Below are 16365 nucleotides of genomic sequence, written 5' to 3'. Positions count from 1 at the left end.
GGGTTGCTCTGTAGCGCCGATTGTAGTAAAACTACGCCTAATTTCTATGCATTTCTGCTGGGTGCTGAGTCGCCCAGTCTATTCGGAGTTTCGTATGACATTGCATCCTCGTCTGGCTGAAGTAACGCAACGTGTTATTGAACGCAGTAAAGAATCTCGCGGCCGTTATTTGGCGCGCTTAGAAGAAGCCGCTAGTAAAGAGCCTGTGCGTAAAGGTCTTGCCTGTACCAACCAAGCACATGCTTGGGCTGCGATGCCGACGACTGATAAAATCATGCTGCGCGAAATGAAGACCGCCAATATTGCGATTGTGTCTTCGTACAATGAAATGCTGTCTGCGCATCAACCCTTCGAAGCCTTCCCTGCGCTGATCAAACGTGCTGCACATGAAGTTGGCGCGACGGCGCAATTTGCCGGCGGTGTACCAGCGATGTGTGATGGCGTGACGCAAGGTCAAGCTGGCATGGAATTGTCTTTGTTTAGCCGCGATGTGATCGCGATGTCGACGGCTGTGGCTTTGTCGCACAATATGTTTGATGCGATGCTCTGTTTGGGCGTGTGTGACAAAATCGTTCCGGGCTTATTGATCGGTGCTTTGCAGTTCGGCCACTTACCGACGATTTTTGTACCTGCTGGCCCGATGACGACCGGTATTTCGAATAAAGAAAAAAATGTAACGCGCCAATTGTTTGCCGAAGGTAAAGTCGGTCGCGATGCGCTGCTAGCGTCTGAAGAAGGCTCTTACCATGGCGCGGGGACATGTACTTTCTTTGGTACAGCCAATTCCAATCAAATGTTGATGGAAATCATGGGTCTGCACTTGCCGGGCGCTGCGTTTACCAATCCGGGTACTGAACTGCGTGATGCGTTGACGATTGCGGCAACCAAACGTGCGGCGCAAATTACGGCGCTGGGTAATGAATTTATTCCTGTTGGTAAAGTGATTGATGAGAAAGCGATTATCAATGGCATTATCGGTTTGCTCGCTACAGGTGGCTCGACGAATCACACGATTCACTTGATCGCGATTGCACGCGCTGCGGGTGTGGTGATTGATTGGTCTGATTTCAGTGATTTGTCGGCAATTATTCCTTTACTGGCTAAAGTTTATCCAAACGGCGCGGCGGACGTGAATCACTTCCACGCGGCGGGTGGCATGGGTTATGTGATTCGTGAATTGCTGGATGCCGGTTTGTTGCACGATGATGTGTGGACCGCCGCTGGTTTTGGTCTGCGTCATTATGCGCAAGAGCCTTTCCTTGAAAATGGCGTTGCGGTGTGGCGTGATGCGCCAACGGTTGCTGGAGATGCCAGCGTATTGAGCACCGTAGCCAAGCCATTCCAAGCTGATGGCGGCACTAAATTGCTGCAAGGTAATCTTGGCCGCGCGGTGATTAAAACTTCGGCGGTTGCGCCGGAATTCCGCATTGTGAATGCGCCAGCGATTGTGTTTGACGATCAAGAAGACGTGATTGCCGCCTTTAAACGCGGCGAACTCGAGCGCGACTTTATTGCTGTCGTGCGTTTCCAAGGCCCACGTGCCAACGGCATGCCCGAGCTACACAAACTCACACCACCGCTGGGCGTATTACAAGATCGCGGTTTTAAAGTCGCACTGGTGACCGATGGCCGGATGTCCGGCGCTTCTGGCAAAGTACCTGCGGCGATTCATATCACGCCTGAAGTGGTGTGTGGCGGTGCTTTGGGTAAAGTTCGCTCTGGCGATATGATTTTACTGAACGCAGAAACCGGCGAGTTGGTTGCGCAAGTGGATGCTGCAGAATGGGCATCGCGTGAAGTGGTTACTGCGGATATGGCTAAAAACGGACATGGTATGGGGCGTGAGTTATTTGCTACATTCCGCCAAAATGCGACAGGCGCGGAAGAAGGCGCAATTAGCATGGGCTTGGCACATTAATTTTAAAGTGCGGGTATGTTGATGCAGGGCTTTATTACTGAGTGCTGTATTGATATACCCTAGGTGGTGGTTTTTTATTGAGCCATTTGATTTTTGCTTGGGTGGCTTATTTTTATAACGCAAAACGGAAGAGTTAGAACATGCAAATTCGCGACATTATGCGCTCCTGCTCGGTGATGCCAGTCTTGGTCATCGAAAATGTGGAACACGCTGTGCCTTTGGCGCAAGCTTTGGTTGACGGTGGTATTCGTGTATTGGAAGTGACTTTGCGCACTGAAGCCGCACTCGCAGCGGTGAAAGCCATCGCTGATAACGTGCCAGGCGCGATTGTGGGTGTGGGTACAGTGGTTCGTCCGGAGCAATTCCAGCAAGCGAAAGACGCGGGTGCGGTATTTGCGGTAACGCCAGGTTTAACGCCAAAACTCGCTGCTGCGGCACGCGCTTGCGGTATTGAACTCTTGCCGGGCGTGATGACACCGTCAGAAGCCATCGCTGCGCTTGAAGAAGGCTTTGATGCGATGAAATTGTTCCCTGCGGAACAAGCAGGTAGCTTGGCCATGCTGAAAGCGTTGGGCGGCCCATTGCCACAAATTCTGTTCTGCCCAACTGGCGGTGTGAGCTTGGAATCGGCACCTAAGTTATTGGCGTTGCCTAACGTCGGCTGCGTCGGTGGTTCTTGGTTGGCGCCGAAAGAAATGGTTGCGAAGGGCGATTGGGCAGGGATTACTGCTTTGGCGCGCGAAGCAGCTGCACTGCGTCCTTAATTTGATTGATACCCGTCGCGTTTGCGGCGGGTTAGTTTTTGCATGCCATTCAGAGTGGGGTGCCATTTTGTCGTGATCGATAAGCTGGTCTTTGACTCTGATTTTTGCGCCGAGTTTGTCGTGGCGCAAAGGCAAGGGTGCGCTAAATGGTGCATGCTTAAGCGCTCCGTTATTAATTAAATTGCTAGGCACATATTGTCTTGCTCTGTTGTTTTGTCTTGCTGTAGGTCTGCTACGGCTTTTGGCTTTTATTACCTTGTGGCTAGCTGTTACACGGGTACATACTTGTTTTTACACCTCTTTTGGAGATTGATTCATGACTATTAAAGTTGGTATCAATGGTTTTGGCCGCATTGGCCGCATGGTCTTCCGCGCTGCTGTTTATAATTTTTCTGATGATATCGAAATTGTGGGTATCAATGATTTGTTAGAGCCTGATTACCTTGCCTACATGCTGAAACATGATTCAGTGCACGGTAAATTCAAAGGTGATGTAGCGGTTGTTGACGGTCATTTGGTCGTGAATGGCAAAACAATTCGCCTGACTGCGGTTAAAAATCCAGCTGAATTGAAATGGGGTGACATCGGTGCTGATGTTGTCGTTGAAGCGACTGGCCTGTTTTTGACTAAAGAAACTTGCGAAGCACATTTGGCTGCTGGCGCGAAAAAAGTCATTATGTCGGCTCCGAGCAAAGACGACACTCCTATGTTTGTCTATGGCGTGAATAACGACACTTATGCTGGTCAAGCGATCATTTCTAATGCTTCGTGCACGACGAATTGCTTGGCACCATTGGCTAAAGTCATTAACGACAACTTTGGTATCAAACGTGGTTTGATGACGACCGTGCACGCAGCAACAGCAACGCAAAAAACCGTGGATGGCCCATCGAACAAAGACTGGCGCGGTGGCCGCGGTATTTTGGAAAACATCATTCCATCATCAACTGGCGCAGCAAAAGCCGTTGGTGTGGTGATTCCAGAAATCAAAGGCAAACTCACTGGTATGGCGTTCCGCGTGCCAACTTCTGACGTTTCAGTCGTTGACTTGACGGTTGAGTTGAATAAAGAAGCGACTTTCGAGCAAATCTGCGCAGCATTGAAAGCAGCTTCTGAAGGCGCAATGAAAGGCGTTCTAGGCTACACCACCGAGAAAGTGGTTTCGACTGACTTCCGTGGTGAATCATGCACTTCTGTGTTCGATGCTGATGCAAGTATTGCTTTGGATGGCACTTTTGTTAAGTTGGTGTCTTGGTACGATAACGAATGGGGCTATTCAAGCAAAGTGCTTGAAATGGTTCGCGTTATGGCGAGTAAGTAAATCTAGCCTGATTTAAATTATTTAAATCAAGCGCAATGAATGCCGGTCGGCCTAGCTGACCGGCATTTTTTTTCGCTATCTCTTCGAGCGGCAATATTCATCGATCAATGAATGCTGCTGTGGCGCGGCAATAAGGGTCCAAATAAAACGCTAAGGTATGACATGCAGCATCTGGCTATGCTGTGGAGGTAATTTTACACCCTCGAAAGCGTCTTTTTTGCACAGAGTAAGCCGAGTAAGGTCTGGATAATGCGTCACATGCCTTCTGTCTTAGGTGGTTCATCTGTTCAACGAGGAGTGTTAAATATGTTCAAGCGTTTACTGATTGGTAGTCTGTTGTCGACCGCATTTGCTGTGCCAGCAATGGCTGAAATTTCTATTTCGGGTTCAGCTGAAATGGATTTGTTTTATCGTACGAACCAGGCTGATGGCAATGGCGGCAGTTCTGGCGGTGCTATGGGGCAAGAAATTGCAATCGTTGTAAATATCGACGGTAAAGATAAGCTCGATAGTGGCGACACTTTAAAATGGCGTCTAGCGCAAAAAGTAGCGACAGACTATCGCTATGATTCATTTGGTCAGCGTGAAGCTTGGATCGGTTACGAAGGCGGCTGGGGTGAGATGCGTTTTGGTAATCAATTCTCTAATCAATACTTAGCGATGGATTGGCCATATGGCGCGCAAGGCCAAGGTAACCTTTGGGCTGATTTTGGTGCGCACACTGTTCAGTACAGTAAAGCGGTTAGCTATTTCTCGCCTAACTTTGGTGGCTTTAGCTTCCAAGGGCAATACGACCTGGGTTCTGGTGATCGCGATGCACATGCATACGAGCTTACCGCAAATTATACGCAAGGTGGTTTGCGTGTAGATGCTGGCTTCCACGAGGCGAAAAACGATGGTTCTGCATCATCTGAAGCCTATGTATTTGGTAATAGCGGTGGTTGGGGTAGTGGTGGTAATTACGCGAAAGATAACAAGGTTCGCGCTTATAACGTAGGTGCTATGTATCGCTTTGAAAATGGTTTTGACGTCGCTGCAAGTGCAAAGCGCAATGAATGGAATGGCGAAGTGAACAGTGCTATCCATGCAGGCACAGGTAAAACTACGGTGGATCAATACTTAGTGCGTGCAGGCTATACGACGGGTAAGCACAATATGAATCTGGGTTACCAACGTGTTACTGATAGTAAAACTGATGGCGTGACCGCTGATGATGGCATGGATGTGCTGAATGCTCAGTACAACTACACCTTGTCTAAAAACACTAGCGGCTTTATTCAAGCGCGTTACCACATGCTAGATAATGCCAACAAAGCCAGTGTGATGCATGGTGCTTATCAACTCGATGGTTCAGCAGGTAGTGGGAAAGATAATTCCTTACGTGTACTGGTTGGTACTTGGACTGGCTTCTAAAGCGCTAAGTTGATGTAGTTAAATGAGTTTTGCATAAAAGCGGCGCAGCAATGCGCCGTTTTTGTTGTTTGCGCGATACAGTTTGTAGGCCGAAAGCCGCTTGGTTTTGCCTTGCACTCCAAACATGGGTATTCTCGAGTCTGTAAAGCAGTGGCGGCAATGTTCAGATTGCAGCCTGCTGTTACGGTGGTTTTAACTTAACTCTCGTATCTTTTGGAGAATAATAAATGTTCAAGCGCGTTCTATTGGCTGTAGCTGTTGCTGCTGCTGTATCTGCTCCAGCTTTCGCTGAAGTATCTATCAACGGCTCTGCTGAGATGGATTTGTTTTACCGTACTAACAATAGCGATGGTACTGCTACTGGTACTACTGGTAAATTGTTGCAAGAAATCGCAATCGTTGTGAATATCGATGGCAAAGACAAACTAGACAATGGCAGCACTTTGTCTTGGCGTCTTGCTCAGAAAGTAGCAACTCCAGATCGTTTTGATGCAATGGGCATCCGCGAAGCTTGGATTGCTTACGGTGGCGACTGGGGTACTTTGAAGTTTGGTAACCAATGGTCTAACACTTACCTGATCCAAGACTGGCCATATGGCTCTAAAGGCTTCTCAGGCACTATGGGTGAAGTTCCTAATACTGGCTTTGGCTCAGGTATTAGCTACGCTTCTCCATCGTTTGGTGGTTTTAACCTGACTGCTGCTTACGATTTCGGTAACGGCAATAACAATGCTGCTACTGCATACGAAGTAACATTGCAAGGCGCTATCGGTCCTGTAAACTTGGATATGGGTTACTTCGCAGTTGAAGACGGTTCTCCAATTCCAAACGGCCGCGATTGGGCTGGTGGTCAAACTGCCGGTAAAGCAAACGGCATGAAAGACGAAAAAGGCGCGAGCTACGCTAACTGGGTTATCGGTGCTCGTGGTTCTATCGCTGATGTAGCTTTGCGTGCAGCTGTACGTAACATCAACGCAGAAACTCCTACTGGTGTTGAAGCGGATCAAATGGGTTACCTGTTGAGCGGTACTTATGGCTTCGGTAAAAATGCACTGAGCCTTGGCTACATGTTGCAAACTGCTGAGAAAGATGGCCAAAATCAGAACGACAACGACTTTGAAACTATTGGCTTCCAATGGGATTACTCTTTGTCTAAAAACACTGGCGCATTCTTGCAAATCCGTCACAACATGGTTGGCAAGAACTGGGGTGCAAACGCAGCTGCTTGGCAAAATGATGATGGTAAAGCAGGTAGCAAAGACAACGCTACTCGTATCTTAGTTGGTACTTGGACAGGCTTCTAATCTAGTGATTTAATCGCTAATTAGAAATAAAAAAAGGCAGCTTAGGCTGCCTTTTTTTATTGTTTTCTTTTATAACTATTGGCTTAGGTATTAAATTTTTTTAATCAGATTATGATCTTTTATCATAAATGTCATTTTTTTGTAACGTAAAAAGATTATCATTTGTTCATGAAAATTTGGAATCAGATGAGTGTTTTTTTGCTAGTCAACAGCCCAATTTCGATATAACCAATTTTTTAATCATCTTTTTAATAAAGAGCTTGAATCAAATGAACAAAATTATTGCATTATCTCTTGCTACCGCATTGACTAGTTCTTTGGCTGTTGCCGAAGTGACAATTAGCGGGAGTGTTCGTACTGCTATGGAATACGTCAGCCCAGATCAAGTTGGCGTTAAAGCAGGTTCAAAAAGCGATGGCACTAGCAGAACACAACTAGCAGATCAAAGCTCACGTATCCGTTTTTCAGGTAAAGACAAGTTGGATTTTGGTGGCGATTTGGTATGGGTTCTGGAAAACCGTTTCCACGTTGGCGATCCTTATGACAAGGTTTCTAGCAACGTTTGGGGCTCGCGTGATACTTATATTGGTTACAAAGGTGATTTTGGTTTTACTCGTTTTGGTAAAATGGATAATGCATACAAAACGATGTTGAAAAACATTTCACCTACAATCGAAAATGAGATGAATGATTCTTCTGGTTATCTAGGTAATGGCCAATTGTTGCGCCGCCTCGGTGGTCGTGATGGACAGGTGATTTTTTATGAAACACCAAACTTCAGTGGTTTTAATGCCAGCACATCGTACACGATTGGTGAGAAAACAGCTCAATACGACGCATCTACTTTCCAGATCGGTGGTTCTTGGAAAAATGATATGTTTAACGTCGGTGCTGTTTATTCCAATGCAATGGATCAAACGGCCGATTACAAATCATCAAAAATTACAACTAAGCCAATGGGTGATGCATCGGTTAGTGGTTATATGATTGGTGCAAATGCTAAGTATATGGATTTTGGCTTGGGTCTTACATATGAAAATGTAACTCGTGATGATGGGAAAACATCTCGTGATCAAGATAGTTACGCAATTGCAGGCTCGTACAAGTTTCAAAAAATGAACTTCTTGCTAACTTATGTAAAAGCAAATGATGTTGACACTCTTTCAGAGTCTGGTGGTGACCAGGTTTCTGTTGCGGCATCTTATAATTTGTCGAAGCAGTCGAAAGTTTATGCAACTTATACAAAACTGAATAATGACAAAAATTCTAGCTTTACGACAGAGTCAGGCTACACATTGAATAATGGCCAAAGCATGGACTTATTCTCTGTTGGCGTACGTTCGGACTTTTAATTTGTTAGTGTTTGACCGCTTGAACTTGATCCGCCCAATCGAAAGATTGGGCGGTTTTTTTATTTTAAGCAGGGAGTTAGCTAAGCCTCAGGAATAGACCAAGATTAAACGCCTAGCTCTTCAACCCAGTTTAGGGCTTGTACATGTGAGCGATTTAGCATATCTGGGGTAATTTGCAGCTGTTCACACAGTCGTGGCACTTCTGCCATTTCAGGGTCTTCGCAAGCCTCTGCAAGCTCTAAAAATGGGCCATAGATGCCACTATGTTCCATAAGTGCATCACTGACCGATTCCGGTAAAATCAGTGTTTCTAATATTTTGTCCATTGGCATATCAAGCAGTACGTCAAGTAAAGAGAACATCCCAACAATGAAAAGATTATCTTTATCTTGCCCATCAAGCAGGTGAGCACCTAATAGTTCAACTAAGCGCCCGCGCGTGACTGCTGTTTTTAAAAGTGCAGGTGGGCTACCTGTTTCGGCGCCTGCTGTGACTAATAATAGTGTTAACCAACGATAGAGTTTTTGATAGCCCAGAATCGTTACTGCATGCCGGAAGGATTGAATCTCACAAGACAGGCCAAAGCCAGCAGAGTTGATGTAGCGCAGTAATTTGAATGAGAGAGCGACATCGCGTTTTAGTGCATTTTCAATATCCCGAATTTCTGCGTTATTGCGTAGCATATTCAAGAGCTGCAAAATGTTGGCATACCCAGGGTTAATAACTTTTGCTGATAGTGTTTCAGGGTGAGCAAAATAATAGCCTTGAAAGCAGTCCATGCCAATGTCTAGGCATTGCTTAAATTCATCTTTGGTTTCTACTTTTTCTGCAACTTGCAAAATAGGGTGCCGGCGTAATTCCTTCGATAAAGCAGGTACTTGCGCCATGCCAAGTTGTTGAATATCGAGTTTGATATAATTCGCAAACTCAATCATTGGGGCTGTTTGTGGGGTTAAAATAAAGTCATCAAGGGCTATACCAAACCCTTGCGCACGAAGATCGCGTAGGCGATTTAATAGTTCTGCACTGGGCTGTGTCGTTTCAACAATTTCCAAAACAACGCGCTGTGGTTGTAAAAGCTCAAGAAAATTACTTTCGAGCATAGATTCGGCAACATTAATAAATGCCAATTTGCTGCCGACTAGCCAATCGGTTCCCATGTTAGATATTGTATTAACTAAGACATTTGTACCGGCTTGCATATCACTAGAGAATTCAGCAGATACTGATTCTTTGTTGAGACGAAATAATAATTCGTAACCAATAATTTGCTGCTGCCGGTTAAGAATGGGCTGGCGGCCAATAAAAGCATGTTCTTGCGTCATATTCGGGTAACAGGCGTATAGCCATGCTCCAAGTTAGTGTTTGTCGTTAATCTTTTCAAATAACTTATCAAGTAAATTGCTCGATAAAGCGGGATGTCTTAATCGCCGCAGCATCTGCAGTGTCCGAGGCCAACAAGTCTTCCATGTCGAGCACGAGTACAATCGAGCCATCGCCGGATAATGTTGCGCCTGCCACGCCTTTCGGGCGAATATTCTGTAGTGGTTTAATCACCACATCGTCGCGGCCAATAAAGCTATCCACAGCGAGGATAAATGAATGCTCTGCAGATTGCATCAAGACGCCAAATTGAGGCAGCTGAACTTCATTCCAGCCGATGAGGTGAGCTAAGGAGCGGACGGATAGGATTTCATCCCGAACAACAATGGTTGCGCGCCCAGAGACCTCTTGAACCTGTTCTTGGCGAATCGTAATAATTTCCCGAACCATTGCAAGCGGAACAGCAAATGGTTGGTCACAGACTTTAACAACCAGAACAGGCAGGATTGCCAAGGTCAGCGGCAATGAAATTGTGAAACGGGAACCTTCACCTACAGCAGACTGGATATCAACTCTGCCATTGAGTTTCTGGATATTCGTTTTAACGACATCCATCCCGACCCCGCGGCCTGAGACGCTGGAGATCTGATCTTTGGTAGAAAAGCCAGGCAGGAAAATAAGCTGCAAGCTTTGCTTATCATCCAAGCTATTGGCTGTTTCAATATCAATCAGCCCTTTCTCAATTGCTTTGCGTCGAATGACATCAGGCCGCATGCCGCGGCCATCATCGACAATTTCAATACGAATATGATCGCCGACTTGGGTTGCAGTTAACTCAACCACTGCTTTCGCTGGCTTGCCACTGGCAATGCGCTCTTCTGTGGTTTCAACACCATGATCGACTGCATTACGAACCAAATGGACTAATGGATCGTTTAAGTCCTCCAGCATTGTTTTGTCTAGCTCGGTTTCTTCACCGGTAATTACAAGCTCAACATCTTTGCCCATTTGGCGAGCTAAATCTCGTGCTAATCGCGGATATTTTTGGAACAAGCGTCCGATTGGCTGCATCCGAGTCTTCATGACTGCATTTTGCAGGTCGCCAACGAGTAAATCTAGCTGTCCAATAGCTTCGTCTAGTGCTTTGAGCGTAACACCATCCATTTTTCCAGACATAATATCTGCGCGGAGGGTGGTGAGGCGATTCTTCGTTAGTCCAATTTCGCCAGATAAGTTAAGTACTTGATCTAGGCGAACTGTATCAATTCGGATGGTGGTTTCTTGAGTCGCTAGTTGCTGAGTGTTTGCTTGAGCACGAACATTGCTTGCTACTGCGGGGGCAGGTTTAAGACTTTGCATTGGCTCTAAAAAAGCGCTGCCTGCAATGATGACATCATCTGATTCTTGCTGGATTTCTTCGGCCACTGTGATAGGAGTTGGTATTAAAGATGGAGTAGTAACGACTTCAGCATCATCCAGTAATGCGTTATATAAGTTAGGCCAATTCGGCTCTGTATTGGATGATGTTGTTTCTGCAACTGTTACTGCGGGTATTGAATCTGTTTTTGCTGTAGCTGTTACAGCTGAAGGAGGGGCTGTATTTGCTTTTCTTCCTTCGAGTACATCATCTAATGCTTGAAGTAGCGCAGGGTCTGCCGCTGCAGGTTGGCGGCCTTGTGACATTTCACCAAACATTTCGCGCACTACGCCAGTCGCAGCAAGGATTTCATCCATAATTTCTGGATCAAGCTTGAGTTCTGCATTGCGAAGTTTGTCGAATAGGTTTTCAGTTCTATGGCATAAACTCACCATCGCATCAACATTTAAAAAGCCTGCCCCGCCTTTAATTGTGTGAAAGCCACGGAAAATATCATTTAAAAGCGCCTTGTCATCGGGGCGTTTTTCTAGCTCAACAAGTTTATTATCAACTTCAGATAGAAGCTCTGAAGATTCTGTTAAGAAGTCCTGCAGCAGGTCTTCCATTCCGCCGAAAACACTCATGGTGTACCCCTTTTATGCAGGAAGAGCTCAGAATCCGAGGCTTTCCAGCAAGTCATCAACTTGCTCTTGGTTAGTAACAATATCAGTTCGACCTTCTGTACTCACAACAGGCCCATTCAATAGGCTGGCATCATCAACTTTCACCGCACCTTGAGGACTAAACATCAATAGAAAATCAAGCAAATGACTTTCCATATCTTTTGCCATGCTTAATACCCGCTTAATGACTTGTCCTGTCAAATCTTGAAAGTCTTGGGCCATCATAATTTCAAGCATTTGAGTACTAACTTGCTCAGATTGCTGTGCAGTGGTTTTCAAATGAGAATGTGTTTGTTCAACCAGTTTTTTGAAGTCGTCAACACTGAGTTCGTGTTTATAAAATTTATCCCATTGGATTGATAAGCGTTTTGAATTATCAGTGATGCTGTCTTGCAATGGTTTTGCCACGTCGAGAGCATTTAATGTGCGCTCTGCAGCTTGCTCAGTCATGGTTGCGACGTAAGATAGTCGGTCGCGGGCGTCGGGAATAGACGCCGCAGCAGATTCAAGAGATTTATCTAGGCCAAGTTCGCGCAGGGTATCGTGCAGCTTTCTTGTGATCTGCCCGATGTGTGAGAACATTGATTTTGCAGGCTCATCCATCGCAGAACGTTGTTCTGAAGGCGGCTGGGCAGCGGATTCTAGTATTTCTACATCAGTAGAATTAGATTGAACTATGCTATCAAACAGCGCTTCAAGGTCGGGTGAATCCCCGTTATTTAATGCATTATCGCTCACAGTGCCTCCTGCTTTTTATATGTTGATTCGCTGAAAATTACTTGGCCATATTAGCGAAAATTTTCTTTAGCTTCTCATCGAGTGTGGCGGCTGTAAAAGGCTTCACCACATAACCACTAGCGCCTGCAGTTGCTGCTTCGATGATGTTTTCCTTTTTAGCCTCAGCTGTAACCATTAAAACTGGAAGGTGCTTTAATTGGGCATCTGCTCGAATCGCTCTCAATAGTTCAATGCCCGTCATATTAGGCATATTCCAATCGGTTACGACGAACTCAAATTGGCCGTTTTTTAATTTGTGCAGCGCGACTTGCCCATCTTCTGCTTCATCCACATTGGTGAAACCAAGCTCTTTTAGAAGATTCCGGACGATGCGACGCATAGTGGAAAAATCATCCACCACGAGAAAACGCATGTTCTGATCTGCCATAACTTAACTCCAGTTGCTTTATCACAATTGATAAACGCGCAAAATAAAATGTATTACGATAAGTCGAGCTAGCTTTGGCTACTCAACATAGGGGACAGCGTGTCTGCTAATATCAATGCGTCAAATTTTGCAACATAGGCATCAACACCAACACTTGCACCCATGGCGCGATTGGCATTCGATGATAATGACGAATGCATAACGACTGGTATGCCTTTAAATCGGTGATCTGACTTAATGTGTTTTGTTAGTACATAGCCATCCATTTCCGGCATTTCAGCATCTACTAATATTAATTTTAGTTTGTCTCGCAAGTTTTCGCCATCATGAGCTGCACGATTTGCTAAGTTTTGCAGTTTATCCCACGCTTCTTTGCCATTATTAGCTTGATGGTATTTGATGCCAATCTTGTCGAGAACGCTAATAATCTCTTTCCTTGCCACCATAGAGTCGTCAACAAAAAACATAAAGGTGTCTGGATGGATCGTCGTTGGGGGTAGGTCGGGAATGATTGGTTCACCAATCACGGTTGCCAAAATTTGCTCTACATCTAAGATAGACACGAGTTTGCCATCTGGTAATTCAGTAATTGCAGTAATCAAGGCTTGATTGCCGGCGAGCATGGTTTCAGGTGCGCGAACTTTGTCCCAGTCAACGCGGATAATCCGATCTACATCGTGCACTAGGAAGGCTTGCGTGTGTTTTGAAAACTCCGTCACAATCATGGTGCTAGTTGCATCGCTAGCGGGTTCTTCGTGGGTTGCAATAAAGCGGGCGAGTGAAATAACGGGAATAATATTCCCGCGTAGAGATAAAACACCTTCTACGCCGTGCGGCATATTAGGCGTTTTAGTAATTTTTGGTGTTTGTGAAACCTCACGAACTTTAAACACATTGATGCCAAAAATTTCTCGAGTTCCTAATGAAAATAGCAAAATTTCCATTTTGTTGGAGCCCGCCAGCTTGGTGCGTGCATCGACAGTATCAAGTAAATTAGCTTGTGGTGGCTTGCTCATGAGTAACCTCTTTTTGTACTTGTCTCGCAGAATTTATTCGCGACGCAAAAAATTCATAATACTTTCTGAAAGCTTGTGCGGCTCGAATTTTGCAACGTAACCATCAACACCGACGGACTGACCTAATTTTTGGTTTGAAAGTCCAGAAAGTGATGAGTGCATCAGCACCGGAATACCTACAAATCGAGGATCGCTTTTGATTTGCTTGGTTAGCATATAGCCATCCATTTCAGGCATCTCAACATCGGTCAAGACCAAATGCACCAAATCTTTGACCATTTTGCCTTGGAGTTCTGCTGATTTTGCAAGTTTTAGCAGTTCATCCCAGGCTCGCTTACCGTTAATCGCATGCATGTGATGTACATTCATTGCGTCTAATGTTTGCTCAATTTGGCTACGTGCGACTAGCGAATCATCGGCAAAAAATACGGTTTTGTGGCTGATGCTCGCATCACTAACCACTGCCGCTGTATCAATGGTGCTGCTCTTTTGGGTTGTTTCAGCTAGGACTTTCTCAACATCGAGCATCATGACTAGCTTGCCGCTTTCGAGTTCTGTGACCGCCGTAACTAAACCACCCATTTGCATGGTTAGCATATCGGGCGGTACCCGCATAACAGACCAATCAAGGCGCAAAATTGTGTCTACAGCCTCAACTAAAAAACCTTGAGTGTGGCCGTTATATTCAGAAACAACCATAATTTCGGGCTTACTTTCTGTGACAATGCCGGCGTATTTGGCAAGATCAATTACGGGAACTAAGACCCCGCGCAAGCTCACCATCCCTTCGACAGATGAAGGCATATCGGGGGCTTGCGTAATTTCGGGAGTTCGCATCACTTCACGAACTTTAAATACGTTAATTCCGAACGTCTCTCTGCGGCCTGATCTTTGATCAAGTCCTAGGGTAAAGAGCAAAATCTCTAATTTGTTGGTCCCTGCCAATTTGGTACGGGCGTCGATATTTTTTAGAAGGTCTGACACGACTCTACTCCAAGCGGCTAAGGGTGAATTGAATACTGCATTATCGGCCTTGGATTACAAATATATAGCGCTAAAAACATTTTTTTTTGCAAAGTGATTGTTTTTTAAGGTTCTAGCTCGATAAGCTGGCGCATCTTTGAATTGGTGCAATGTGAAATCTTTATAATCCATATTTATGAATGCAACAAGGACAGTTCTTTATGAGTACGCAGGATGAAGTGATTGATCCACGAAATCTGGAAGAAGCGTTTGCCTTGTTTACTGCGGCTTCGGAGCAATTGTCGCTGGCATATGCTGACTTGCAGGGGCAAGTGAGTACGCTAACTGAGCAGCTTGAGGTTGCTAATGGGAATTTACGCCGTGAATTTGATGAAAAATCAGCACTTTCCCGTCGTTTGCGTTTGTTATTAGATTGTCTGCCTGCTGGAGTGCTTGAGCTGGATTCTTTGGGGCGAGTTTTAGCACAAAATACTGCCGCGAAAAAATTATTACGTCGTGATGATGTTGGCTTTAACTGGCCACACATCGTTGCGGAGCACATGCAGCTCAGTGACGAGCCTGGTGTTTCCGAATATCGATATGCTGATGAAATATCGTATTTTTTACTGGAAGAGGTTGATGTTCCTGAAGAGCAGGTACGTCTGGTATTACTGCATGATGTTAGTTTGGCACATGAGATGCGTAGCGCGCTCGCTCGGCATGAACGTTTGGCCGCCATGGGGGAGATGGCGGCGGGTTTAGCGCATCAATTGAGAACCCCATTATCGACTGCCTTGCTTTACAACGGGCACTTGGTTCGGCCTAATTTGGCCGAGGATGATCGTGTTCGATTTGCACAAAAATCACTCGATCGTTTGCGGCATTTAGAGGTGCTCATCCAAAATATGTTGAGGTTTGTCCGTGGTCAGCAGCAGTTAACCGAGTTGTTAGATATTCGTTGTGTCATTCAGGATGCTGTGCAGCATGTTTTGCCACAATTTGAACAAAAAAATGTATGTTTAACAATTGTTGAACCAAGCGAGCCTATCTGGGGGAAAGTGAATGCGCGCGAGTTTTCTGGCTGCTTGGCAAATATCTTTGAGAATGCGTTACTGGCTTCTCATCCAGGACAAAAAGTTTTATGTGAAGTGCTAAAAGATGATTCATTCCTGTCGATTGAAATTAAAGATTTGGGATGTGGCATGGCAGAGGACGTGCGATCGCGGCTGTTTGAACCTTTTTTTACGACGCGTAAGGATGGGACTGGTTTAGGGTTGGCTATCGTACGAAATTTGGTTTCTTCATACGGCGGGGATATAAGTGTTGAATCTAAGCTAGATTTGGGGAGTTCCTTTAAGATTTGCTTGCCACTGGCGACAGCGGCAACTAAGGTGTGAGAGTGATCGTTAGATTTGGCAAAGTGCTAGTTTTTCGGTCGTACCGAGATCAATTTACTAAAAGATAATAGGGTTAATTACGTATGACACCTACCGTGCAGATTGAGGGTAATGTTGGCCGCGTCATTTTGTCGGGGCAGTTTGATTTTAGTGCGCACAGAGAGTTTCGTCAGGTGTGCGAGACGCTGATTGCGAATCCGGAGATCAAGGAAGTTTTAGTCGATTTCCAAAATGTGAATTATTTGGATAGCTCTGCGCTAGGGATGTTGTTATTGCTGAAAGAGAAAATTTCTGCTGCAAGTAAGAGTCTGGCATTAGTTAATTGCCGTGACACGGTAAAACAGGTTTTGGAAATCGCCTGCTTCGGTAAAATTTTCACGATTAGGTAG

Annotated in this window: 14 protein-coding genes; 8 read left to right on the top strand and 6 right to left on the bottom strand. The window is 45.4% G+C overall.

Annotated elements, in window-relative coordinates:
• Positions 1–94: 94 nt before the first annotated feature.
• From edd to Q320_RS0112280, 6 genes are all read left to right on the top strand, one after another.
• Positions 95–1918, top strand: a complete 1824-nt coding sequence (edd, locus tag Q320_RS0112310; protein ID WP_027469252.1) for a phosphogluconate dehydratase — start codon at positions 95–97, stop codon at positions 1916–1918.
• 140 nt (positions 1919–2058) lie between these two features.
• On the top strand, positions 2059–2682 hold the full coding sequence (gene eda / locus Q320_RS0112305; RefSeq protein WP_027469251.1) for a bifunctional 4-hydroxy-2-oxoglutarate aldolase/2-dehydro-3-deoxy-phosphogluconate aldolase: 624 nt from the start codon (positions 2059–2061) through the stop codon (positions 2680–2682).
• Positions 2683–2998: 316 nt separating this feature from the next.
• Positions 2999–4003 (top strand): type I glyceraldehyde-3-phosphate dehydrogenase, encoded by a 1005-nt coding sequence (gene gap, locus Q320_RS0112300; RefSeq protein ID WP_027469250.1) that lies wholly within the window; start codon positions 2999–3001, stop codon positions 4001–4003.
• 306 nt (positions 4004–4309) lie between these two features.
• On the top strand, positions 4310–5416 hold the full coding sequence (locus Q320_RS0112295) for a porin (RefSeq protein WP_027469249.1): 1107 nt from the start codon (positions 4310–4312) through the stop codon (positions 5414–5416).
• A gap of 227 nt (positions 5417–5643) precedes the next feature.
• Positions 5644–6720 (top strand): porin, encoded by a 1077-nt coding sequence (locus tag Q320_RS0112285; RefSeq protein ID WP_027469248.1) that lies wholly within the window; start codon positions 5644–5646, stop codon positions 6718–6720.
• A 269-nt stretch (positions 6721–6989) separates the two neighbouring features.
• A complete protein-coding gene (locus Q320_RS0112280; protein WP_169734458.1) occupies positions 6990–8072 on the top strand; it encodes a porin in 1083 nt (360 codons plus the stop codon).
• A 104-nt stretch (positions 8073–8176) separates the two neighbouring features.
• Here Q320_RS0112280 and Q320_RS0112275 read toward each other — a convergent pair whose 3' ends face one another.
• The 6 genes from Q320_RS0112275 to Q320_RS0112250 all read right to left on the bottom strand — a co-directional run bounded on the left by Q320_RS0112275 (position 8177) and on the right by Q320_RS0112250 (position 14600).
• Complete coding sequence (locus Q320_RS0112275) at positions 8177–9397, bottom strand: EAL and HDOD domain-containing protein (protein WP_027469246.1); 1221 nt, start codon at positions 9395–9397, stop codon at positions 8177–8179.
• Positions 9398–9464: 67 nt separating this feature from the next.
• Positions 9465–11396, bottom strand: coding sequence for a chemotaxis protein CheA (locus tag Q320_RS0112270; RefSeq protein ID WP_027469245.1), 1932 nt, complete (start codon positions 11394–11396; stop codon positions 9465–9467).
• 27 nt (positions 11397–11423) lie between these two features.
• Complete coding sequence (gene cheZ / locus Q320_RS0112265) at positions 11424–12173, bottom strand: protein phosphatase CheZ (protein ID WP_027469244.1); 750 nt, start codon at positions 12171–12173, stop codon at positions 11424–11426.
• A gap of 37 nt (positions 12174–12210) precedes the next feature.
• Positions 12211–12600 (bottom strand): chemotaxis response regulator CheY, encoded by a 390-nt coding sequence (cheY, locus tag Q320_RS0112260; RefSeq protein WP_027469243.1) that lies wholly within the window; start codon positions 12598–12600, stop codon positions 12211–12213.
• A 68-nt stretch (positions 12601–12668) separates the two neighbouring features.
• Positions 12669–13616 carry a chemotaxis protein gene (locus Q320_RS0112255; protein WP_027469242.1) on the bottom strand — a complete coding sequence of 316 codons (948 nt, stop codon included), beginning with the start codon at positions 13614–13616 and terminating at the stop codon, positions 12669–12671.
• 33 nt (positions 13617–13649) lie between these two features.
• Positions 13650–14600 carry a chemotaxis protein gene (locus Q320_RS0112250; protein WP_027469241.1) on the bottom strand — a complete coding sequence of 317 codons (951 nt, stop codon included), beginning with the start codon at positions 14598–14600 and terminating at the stop codon, positions 13650–13652.
• Between the two features lie 218 nt (positions 14601–14818).
• Here Q320_RS0112250 and Q320_RS0112245 point away from each other — a divergent pair, with 218 nt between their 5' ends.
• Together Q320_RS0112245 and Q320_RS0112240 are read left to right on the top strand one after the other, a co-directional pair.
• A complete protein-coding gene (locus tag Q320_RS0112245) occupies positions 14819–15976 on the top strand; it encodes a sensor histidine kinase (RefSeq protein WP_169734457.1) in 1158 nt (385 codons plus the stop codon).
• Positions 15977–16059: 83 nt separating this feature from the next.
• Positions 16060–16365, top strand: coding sequence for an STAS domain-containing protein (locus Q320_RS0112240; protein ID WP_027469239.1), 306 nt, complete (start codon positions 16060–16062; stop codon positions 16363–16365).

The sequence above is a fragment of the Deefgea rivuli DSM 18356 genome, assembly GCF_000620145.1.
Classification (GTDB): domain Bacteria; phylum Pseudomonadota; class Gammaproteobacteria; order Burkholderiales; family Chitinibacteraceae; genus Deefgea; species Deefgea rivuli.
This window is presented reverse-complemented; position numbering and strand designations above follow the sequence as displayed.

Coding starts and splice junctions, on each gene's coding strand:
- cheY (WP_027469243.1), bottom strand. CDS start 12,600: ATGGCAGATCAGAACATGCGTTTTCTCGTGGTGGATGATTTTTCCACT.
- Q320_RS0112255 (WP_027469242.1), bottom strand. CDS start 13,616: ATGAGCAAGCCACCACAAGCTAATTTACTTGATACTGTCGATGCACGC.
- eda (WP_027469251.1), top strand. CDS start 2,059: ATGCAAATTCGCGACATTATGCGCTCCTGCTCGGTGATGCCAGTCTTG.
- Q320_RS0112270 (WP_027469245.1), bottom strand. CDS start 11,396: ATGAGTGTTTTCGGCGGAATGGAAGACCTGCTGCAGGACTTCTTAACA.
- Q320_RS0112280 (WP_169734458.1), top strand. CDS start 6,990: ATGAACAAAATTATTGCATTATCTCTTGCTACCGCATTGACTAGTTCT.
- Q320_RS0112240 (WP_027469239.1), top strand. CDS start 16,060: ATGACACCTACCGTGCAGATTGAGGGTAATGTTGGCCGCGTCATTTTG.
- Q320_RS0112285 (WP_027469248.1), top strand. CDS start 5,644: ATGTTCAAGCGCGTTCTATTGGCTGTAGCTGTTGCTGCTGCTGTATCT.
- gap (WP_027469250.1), top strand. CDS start 2,999: ATGACTATTAAAGTTGGTATCAATGGTTTTGGCCGCATTGGCCGCATG.
- Q320_RS0112275 (WP_027469246.1), bottom strand. CDS start 9,397: ATGACGCAAGAACATGCTTTTATTGGCCGCCAGCCCATTCTTAACCGG.
- Q320_RS0112295 (WP_027469249.1), top strand. CDS start 4,310: ATGTTCAAGCGTTTACTGATTGGTAGTCTGTTGTCGACCGCATTTGCT.
- edd (WP_027469252.1), top strand. CDS start 95: ATGACATTGCATCCTCGTCTGGCTGAAGTAACGCAACGTGTTATTGAA.